Genomic DNA, 7270 nt, shown 5'->3' on the forward strand with positions numbered 1-7270 from the left:
CGGGGTGACCGTCCATCACCGGCTCCGCCGAGTTCGTCCTCAAACGCCGGACGGGCTGAAAGGTCTGCGGCCGGGCTGGAAGACCTACCGACGGGGTGGGCGGGCAACTCCGGGGCAATCGGGCGGGTGGGCGGGAAAGATCCGCCGCGGAGCGGCGGGGTTGGGAGGGGAGGCAGCTACCTGCGCCACAGTGGGTGTTTCCGTTGCGCCCACTCCGGGTCCACCGAGCCGGTCCGCATTCCGCGCCTCGCCTCCGGGTCCCCCAGTGCCATCCCCACATGCCCGGCAAGGACCACCCCCATCGCCAGGGCCAGCCAGTCGTGGACGAACGTGCTTCCCGTCCGCCAAGCCAGCGGGGCGAGATGCGTGAACCACATCAGCAGGCCCGTACCCAGCATCACCAGGACCGCCCCGCCGATCCAGCCGGCGTACAGCTTCTGCCCCGCGTTGAACTTGCCCGCCGGGCGCGGCGCGGCCCTGCGGCGCAGGGCCGACCGGAGCCAGACCTTGTCGTGCGCACCGAAGCGGTTCAGGAGCCGCAGGTCGCCGCGGAAGGCGCGGGAGGCCAGGCCCGCCAGGAAGGGGGCCGGAAGCAGCAGGCCCGACCATGTGTGGAGGGTCACCACCAGGGCCCGGCGGCCGACCAGTTCGGCGAGGAACGGGAGGTAGAGGCAGGCCGCCGTCGCCACGCAGACGCCCGTCAGGAGCGCCGTCAGGCGATGCGCCCACCGTTGCGCAGGGCTGAACCGCGCGACCTCAGACCTCCGTCGGCTCGTCGTCACGGCCATTCGAATCACCCACCCAGGCGTCGACGTCGTAACCCCGGCGCTCCCAGTACCCCGGCACCACCTCGTCGGTGAGCTCGATCCCGGAGAGCCACTTCGCCGACTTGTAGAAGTACATGGGGGCGACATAGAGGCGGACCGGGCCGCCGTGGCTGTGGCCCAGGTCCTTGTCCTGCATGCGCAGGGCCACCAGCACATCCGCCCGCCGCGCCTGCCGCAACGTAAGGCTCTCGCTGTACGTCCCGTCGAAGCAGGTGAAGCGCACGGCGCGGGCCGTGGGGCGCACGCCCGCCGCGTCCAGGAGCCGGGAGAGCCGTACGCCCTCAAAGGGGGTGCTCGGCACCCGCCAGCCCGTCACGCACTGGACGTCGCGGACCAGGCGGGTCTGGGGCAGGGCACGCAGGTCCGCCAGTGAGTGCGTCGTCGGCCTGTCCACCAGGCCGTCGATCTTCAGGCGGTACGACGACGCGTCGCGGTGCGGGACGGACGAGGCCACCGAGTAGTAGCGGAAGCCGCCGCCGTTGGGGAGCAGGTCCGTCAGGCCGGTGGGGTCCTTGTCGGAGGCGGCGCCCAGGAAGGACTCCAGGCCCCGCTGGAGGGGCGGCGCGGCGGCCACGCCCGCGACGCCCAGGCCGAGCATCCCGAGGACGAGACGGCGGCCGACCGGCGCGCCGCCGCGCTCGCCGTGGTCCTCTTCGGGCTGGTGCGGATGGGGAGTTGTCACCCTCCGATTCGAGCACCCGCGGCCCCCGGGGTACAGGGGCCGCGGGTGTCCGTCAGCGTTCCGTCATATCCGGACGCGCCGCCTTCTCCAGCTGGAACGCCTCGTTGCCCAGGCCGATCCTGGCGTGCGCGTCCGGCTTGGTGGAGCGCAGGATCGCGCCGTAGACCACACCGATCAGGGCGGCCAGCAGGATGATGCCGGGCAGCACCCAGCTGAGCGCCGAGCCGGGGCCCGCGCCGACCAGGACGTCGAAGTCCTTGACCGTGTAGCCCGCGATGACGAGCAGGCCGATCGCGGCGAGCGCGGACGCGGTGATGCGCCAGGCCTGGGGGCGAGCGGCGCCGCGGCGGACGAAGAAGACGATGACCGCGACGGACGCCGTGGCCATGAGGAGGATGACGCCCAGGGCGCCGATGTTGCCGAGCCAGGTGAACAGGTGCAGGACCGGTGCGGTGGGGTCGCCGAACGGGCCGTCGTCGGTCACCGCGAAGGCCACCACGATCAGGACGGAGACGACCGTCTGGAGCAGGGAGCCGGTGCCGGGGGCGCCGGTGGAGGTGTTGGTCTTCCCGAACGCGGCGGGCAGCAGTCCCTCGCGGCCCATGGCGAAGGCGTACCGCGCGACCACGTTGTGGAAGGAGAGGATCGCCGCGAACATGCCGGTCACGAACAGGACATGGAGTACGTCGGTGAAGGTGGAGCCGAGCCGGGACTCGGTGAGCCCGAAGAGCAGCCCCGCGCTCTGTTCCTGCGCGGCCGGGACGATGCCGGAGGGGCCCGCCGCGACCGTGAGCGCCCAGGAGCTGATCGCGAAGAAGAGCGCGACGAAGCCCACGGCGAAGAACATCACGCGGGCGACGACGACCTGCGGGCGGCTGGTCTCCTCGGCGTACACCGGCGCCTGTTCGAAGCCGGTGAAGGCCGCGATGCAGAAGCAGAGCGAGGTGGCGACGCCCGCGCCGGTGAGGGTGTCCGGGTTGAAGGCGTGCAGGGACAGGCCTTCCTTGGCCGGGTCGGCGATGGCCGCGATGTCGAAGATGACGACGAGCGCCACCTCGATCAGGAGCAGCACGCCGAGGACCCGCGCGTTCAGGTCGATCTTCAGCCAGGCGAGCACGGCGACGACGGCGACGGCGACAAGTGCCGGTATCCACCAGGCGACTTCGACCTCGAAGTATGTGTTGAGCAGCCCGGAGACCTCGAAGCCGAGGAGGCCGTAGAGGCCCGCCTGCAGGGCGCTGTAGGCGACGAGCGCGACCAGCGAGGCACCGGCGCCCGCGGTGCCGCCGAGGCCGCGCGATATGTACGCGTAGAAGGCGCCCGCGTTGTGCACGTGACGGCTCATCTCCGCGTACCCGAAGCTGAAGAGACCGAGGACCACGCCGAGGACGAGGAAGAGCAGCGGCTGTCCGACGACACCCATCACGCCGTACGTGGTGGGCATGACGCCGGCCACGACCATCAGGGGACCGGTCGCCGCGAGCACGGAGAGCAGCAGTCCCGCGGTGCCGAGGCGGCCCGCGCGCAGGGCCCGCTCCTCGCCCACGTAGGTGCTGATCCCGCTGTCGGGTGCGCCGGCGGCTCTGGTGCCGCTCGTACTGCTCGAACTTCCCGTCGCCATGGCGCGGTGGTCCTTTCAGGGGACGAATGGTGCGGTGGGTCAGGCTGCTCCGCGCGCGACGTCGCGCGCGGCGGTGAACGCCGTGTACGGGTCCCGGTCCGGATAAGACCAGGGGTCTTTGGTCGCGTGCCGCCCGATGCGCGCGAAGAGCGCGGCCGCCTCGGCGGCCCGGCCCTCGCAGAACTTCGCGTGGGCGAGGAAGTTGAGGTCGACGCGGCAGCGCGGATGGGCCCTGCTCTCGGGCATCTCCCACTCCAGCCACCAGTCGAAGGCCGCCTTCATGACCTGGCGGGCCCGGCGGCCCGTCCAGTGCCCGGAGGCTGCGGGGTCGGCGGGCTCGCTGCCGACGGTGGCGAGGACGCGGTAGCGCTCGGCGTGGGCGACGACGGGAAGGACCGCCAACGGCGAGTCCGCGGGCGCCTGTTCGGCGGCCCAGGCGGCGAAGTCGTACACCTCGTGCAGCGGGTCCTGGCCCGCGTCGGGGCGCCGCTCGGCGAGCCTGGCCACCATCAGATGGTGGGCGTGGTGGTGCTCGGGGTGGCGGTGGCGGACCTCGTCGAAGAGCCGGACGACGTCCTCCTCGCGGCCAAGGGTGCGCTCCAGGGTGAGCAGCGCGAGCCAGGGCGTGGGGTCGGCGGGGACCAGCGCCGCCGCCTCCCGGCAGGCTTCCCTCGCCTTCTCCGGGCGCCCCTTGCCGCGCAGCGCGAGATGCACCGCGGCATGGCCGAGCAGCACGGCGGCGTCGGTGCTCTCGGGCTCGGCGAGCCGCCAGTCACGGGTCCAGGCGGTGGTGGAGTGCTCCTGCGCGAGTACGTCGAACCGGTGGCCCCTGCGGTCCCAGTCGTCGCCGGTGTCGGCGAACAGCGCACGGACCTCGGTCCAGCGGCCCTGGGCCAACGCGGTGCGGGCGGTGACCAGTTCGGCGTCGTCGAGCGCGGCGTCGAAGGTGTGCGCCGCTCGCTTGCGGGAACGGCCCAAGGGGGGTGGGGGTGGTGACACCGCGGGACTTCCTCCCCGGCGCGGCTCGCTTACGGATGATCACGCTTAGCAAAGCGGCAGGCAGCGCTCCAGTCAAGGTCAGCCCGTCGTGACGGCCTTCACCAACTCGTTTCGAATCCCTCAGACTTCATCCCGACCTGCGTGGTTGCCCGCTCGGACACGATGGGGACAACTGCCGCCGATCGCTCGGCGGCAGCGGCGAACGGACCTCTCAGCTCACGGACTTGGCGGCTGCACGCCCGGCCGCGCGCCCCGAGAAGAGACAGCCGCCGAGGAAGGTGCCTTCGAGCGAGCGGTAGCCGTGCACTCCCCCGCCGCCGAATCCGGCGGCCTCTCCGGCGGCGTACACACCGGGAAGCGGATCCCCTCCCTGCGCCAGGACGCGTGACGAGAGGTCGGTCTCCAGGCCGCCGAGTGTCTTGCGGGTGAGGATGTTGAGCCGCACCGCGATGAGCGGGCCCGCCTTCGGGTCGAGGATCGGGTGCAGGGGAGCCGCCCTGATGAGCCGCTCCCCGACGAACTTGCGGGCGCCGCGGATCGCGGTGATCTGCAGGTCCTTGGTGAAGGGGTTGACGATCTCGCGGTCGCGCGCCTGGAGTGTGCGGCGCAGCGCCGCCTCGTCGATGAGGGGCTCCTTGGTCAGCGCGTTCATGCCGCGCACGAGCGCGCCGAGGTCCTTCTCCACGACGAAGTCGGCGCCGTGGTCCATGAACGCCTTGACGGGGGCCGCCACATCGGCACGCGCCCGCTCGATGACACCGCGCACGGACTTCCCGGTCAGATCGGGGTTCTGCTCCGAGCCGCTGAGCGTGAACTCCTTGCCGATGATGCGCTGGTTGAGCACGAACCACGTGTACTCGTACCCGGACTTCATGATGTGTTCCAGCGTGCCCAGCGTGTCGAAGCCGGGGAAGAGCGGCACCGGCAGGCGGTCGCCGCGCGCGTCGAGCCAGAGCGACGAGGGGCCCGGCAGGATGCGGATGCCGTGGTTCTCCCAGATGGGGTTCCAGTTCTGGATGCCCTCGGTGTAGTGCCACATGCGGTCGCGGTTGATCAGGCGGGCACCCGCGTCCTCGGCGATGCCGAGCATCCGCCCGTCGACGTGTGCGGGCACGCCCGCGACCATCCGCTCGGGCGGAGTGCCGAGCCGCTCGGGCCAGTTGGCACGTACGAGATCGTGGTTGCCGCCGATGCCGCCGGACGTCACGATCACCGCCTGGGCCCGGTACTCGAAGGATCCGGTGACCTCACGGCTGCTGGCCTTGCCGCGCTCGACGCCGGAGGGTTCAAGGACCTCTCCGGTGACGGTGTCGACGCTGCCCGCGCTGCGGGAGAGGCCGGAGACACGGTGGCGGAACTTGAGCTGGACGAGGCCGCGGGCGACGCCTTCGCGGACCCGTCGCTCGAACGGTGCGACAAGGCCCGGTCCCGTCCCCCAGGTGATGTGGAAGCGCGGCACGGAGTTCCCGTGCCCCTGCGCGTCGTACCCGCCGCGCTCGGCCCACCCCACGACGGGGAAGAACCGCACGCCCATCCCGTGCAGCCAGGACCGCTTCTCGCCGGCCGCGAAGTCGACGTACGCCTCGGCCCATTTCCGCGGCCAGTGGTCCTCGGGCCTGTCGAAGGCGGCCGTGCCCATCCAGTCCTGCAGGGCGAGCGCGTGCGAGTCCTTGATCCGCAGGCGCCGCTGCTCCGGCGAGTCCACGAAGAACAGTCCCCCGAAGGACCAGTGCGCCTGCCCGCCGATGGACTGTTCGGGTTCCTGGTCAAGCAGGATGACCCGGCGGCCGGCGTCGACGAGCTCGGCCGTCGCGGCGAGCCCGGCGAGACCCGCGCCGATCACGATCACATCTGCGTCGTAGGCCATAAGGGTCGTTCCTCCTAGTACGGGGGCGGGGGCGCACCAAAGGGGGGAGTTACTGGTGAGTCAGATCCTGAGTACCCGGGTGACCCACGTCAACTACCCGGTTCGGGTCACTCGCGGAGCGGGGCACGGAGAACGGGACTATCGTCGGCCGGGTACCCGCCAAGTCCCCACCCCGTGGCCCGCCTTGAGCGCCTGTCCCGTCCCCCGTCTCGAGGTACGACGTGTCGGTCCTGATCCTCGTCCTCGGCGTATCGGCCGCCTGCTGCCTGGGCTTCGGCTTCGTGTTCCAGCAGGACGCCGCCCAGCGCGCCCCGCTGAGCGACTTCCTCTCGCCGCGGCTCCTGCTCGACCTGGTGAAGGTGCCGGAGTGGCTCGGCGGGATCGGCCTGATGGTGTGCGGCATGGTCCTCGGCGCGCTCGCGCTGGCCCAAGGTGAGATCTCCCTGGTGGAACCGCTCCTCGCCACGAACCTGCTGTTCGCGCTGACACTCTCCCGGTACCGGACGAAGCAGCCCCTGGGACGGCAGGGCTGGGCGGGTCTCGTGCTGCTCGCGGGCGGGGTGACGGCGTTCATCGTGGCGGGACAGCCGCAGGGCGGGACCGCGGAGTCCGATCAGCTGCGGCAGTGGCTGATCATGGGCGTGATGGTGGGTACGGCGATGCTCCTCACGGCGTACGCGAAGGCGTCCAGGCACCGGTGGACGGTCGGGCCCGTGCTGCTCGGGATGGCGGCGGGTCTCCTTTACGGAGTCCAGGACGCGTTGACGCGGGTGAGCGGGCAGCGGTTCGACGACGGGGGTCTGACCCATCTGCTCACGGGGTGGCAGCCGTACGCGGTGCTTGTGCTCGGCGTGACGGGGCTGCTGCTCGTCCAGAGCGCGTTCGAGACCGCGCCGCTGCGGATGTCGCTGCCCGCGCTGACTGCTGCGCAGCCCTTGGCGGGGATTGTGTGCGGGGTGGGTTTTCTCGGGGACCAGCTGCGGATGGATGCGGCCGCGCTGACCTGGCAGGTGGTCGGCCTCGCGGCCATCGTGGGCGGCATCGTGCTGCTCGGGTTGCACCCGGCGATGCCGAAGGCCAAGACGCGCTTAGGGCTGCGGCCACTGGAACGCCGTTAACTTTCCCCAACCCCGCCCCTTCCCGAAACCTTCCGGCTTCGCCGGCCGCGAGGTGGCCGCCGATCACCGCCTTCGGCGAGTTCGTCCTCAATCGCCGGACGGGCTGAGATGCCTGCGGCTGGGCTGGAGGGGCTTGCTGTTGGGGTGGGTGGGCAG

The 7270-nt window shown here is 71.5% G+C and carries 6 protein-coding genes; 1 reads left to right on the forward strand and 5 read right to left on the reverse strand.

Annotated elements, in window-relative coordinates:
* Positions 1–176: 176 nt before the first annotated feature.
* The 5 genes from AB0G47_RS22055 to AB0G47_RS22075 all read right to left on the reverse strand — a co-directional run bounded on the left by AB0G47_RS22055 (position 177) and on the right by AB0G47_RS22075 (position 5996).
* Positions 177–788 (reverse strand): cytochrome b/b6 domain-containing protein, encoded by a 612-nt coding sequence (locus tag AB0G47_RS22055; protein ID WP_360772393.1) that lies wholly within the window; start codon positions 786–788, stop codon positions 177–179.
* The gene (locus AB0G47_RS22060; RefSeq protein WP_360772453.1) at positions 757–1425 is read right to left on the reverse strand and encodes a molybdopterin-dependent oxidoreductase; all 669 of its coding nucleotides are present in this window, start codon (positions 1423–1425) and stop codon (positions 757–759) included. The genes AB0G47_RS22055 and AB0G47_RS22060 overlap by 32 nt, the downstream gene beginning before the upstream one ends.
* Positions 1426–1561: 136 nt before the next feature.
* Entirely contained in the window at positions 1562–3130 is a 1569-nt protein-coding gene (locus AB0G47_RS22065) for an APC family permease (RefSeq protein ID WP_360772396.1), read from the reverse strand.
* A gap of 39 nt (positions 3131–3169) precedes the next feature.
* A complete protein-coding gene (locus AB0G47_RS22070; protein WP_360772398.1) occupies positions 3170–4129 on the reverse strand; it encodes a hypothetical protein in 960 nt (319 codons plus the stop codon).
* A 211-nt stretch (positions 4130–4340) separates the two neighbouring features.
* Positions 4341–5996 (reverse strand): FAD-binding dehydrogenase, encoded by a 1656-nt coding sequence (locus AB0G47_RS22075; protein WP_360772401.1) that lies wholly within the window; start codon positions 5994–5996, stop codon positions 4341–4343.
* A 221-nt stretch (positions 5997–6217) separates the two neighbouring features.
* On the opposite strand from AB0G47_RS22075, the gene AB0G47_RS22080 reads away from it, so the two are divergent.
* Positions 6218–7114 (forward strand): DMT family transporter, encoded by an 897-nt coding sequence (locus AB0G47_RS22080; protein WP_360772404.1) that lies wholly within the window; start codon positions 6218–6220, stop codon positions 7112–7114.
* The last annotated feature ends 156 nt before the right edge of the window (positions 7115–7270 follow it).

Source organism: Streptomyces sp. NPDC021622, assembly GCF_040640795.1.
GTDB lineage: Bacteria > Actinomycetota > Actinomycetes > Streptomycetales > Streptomycetaceae > Streptomyces.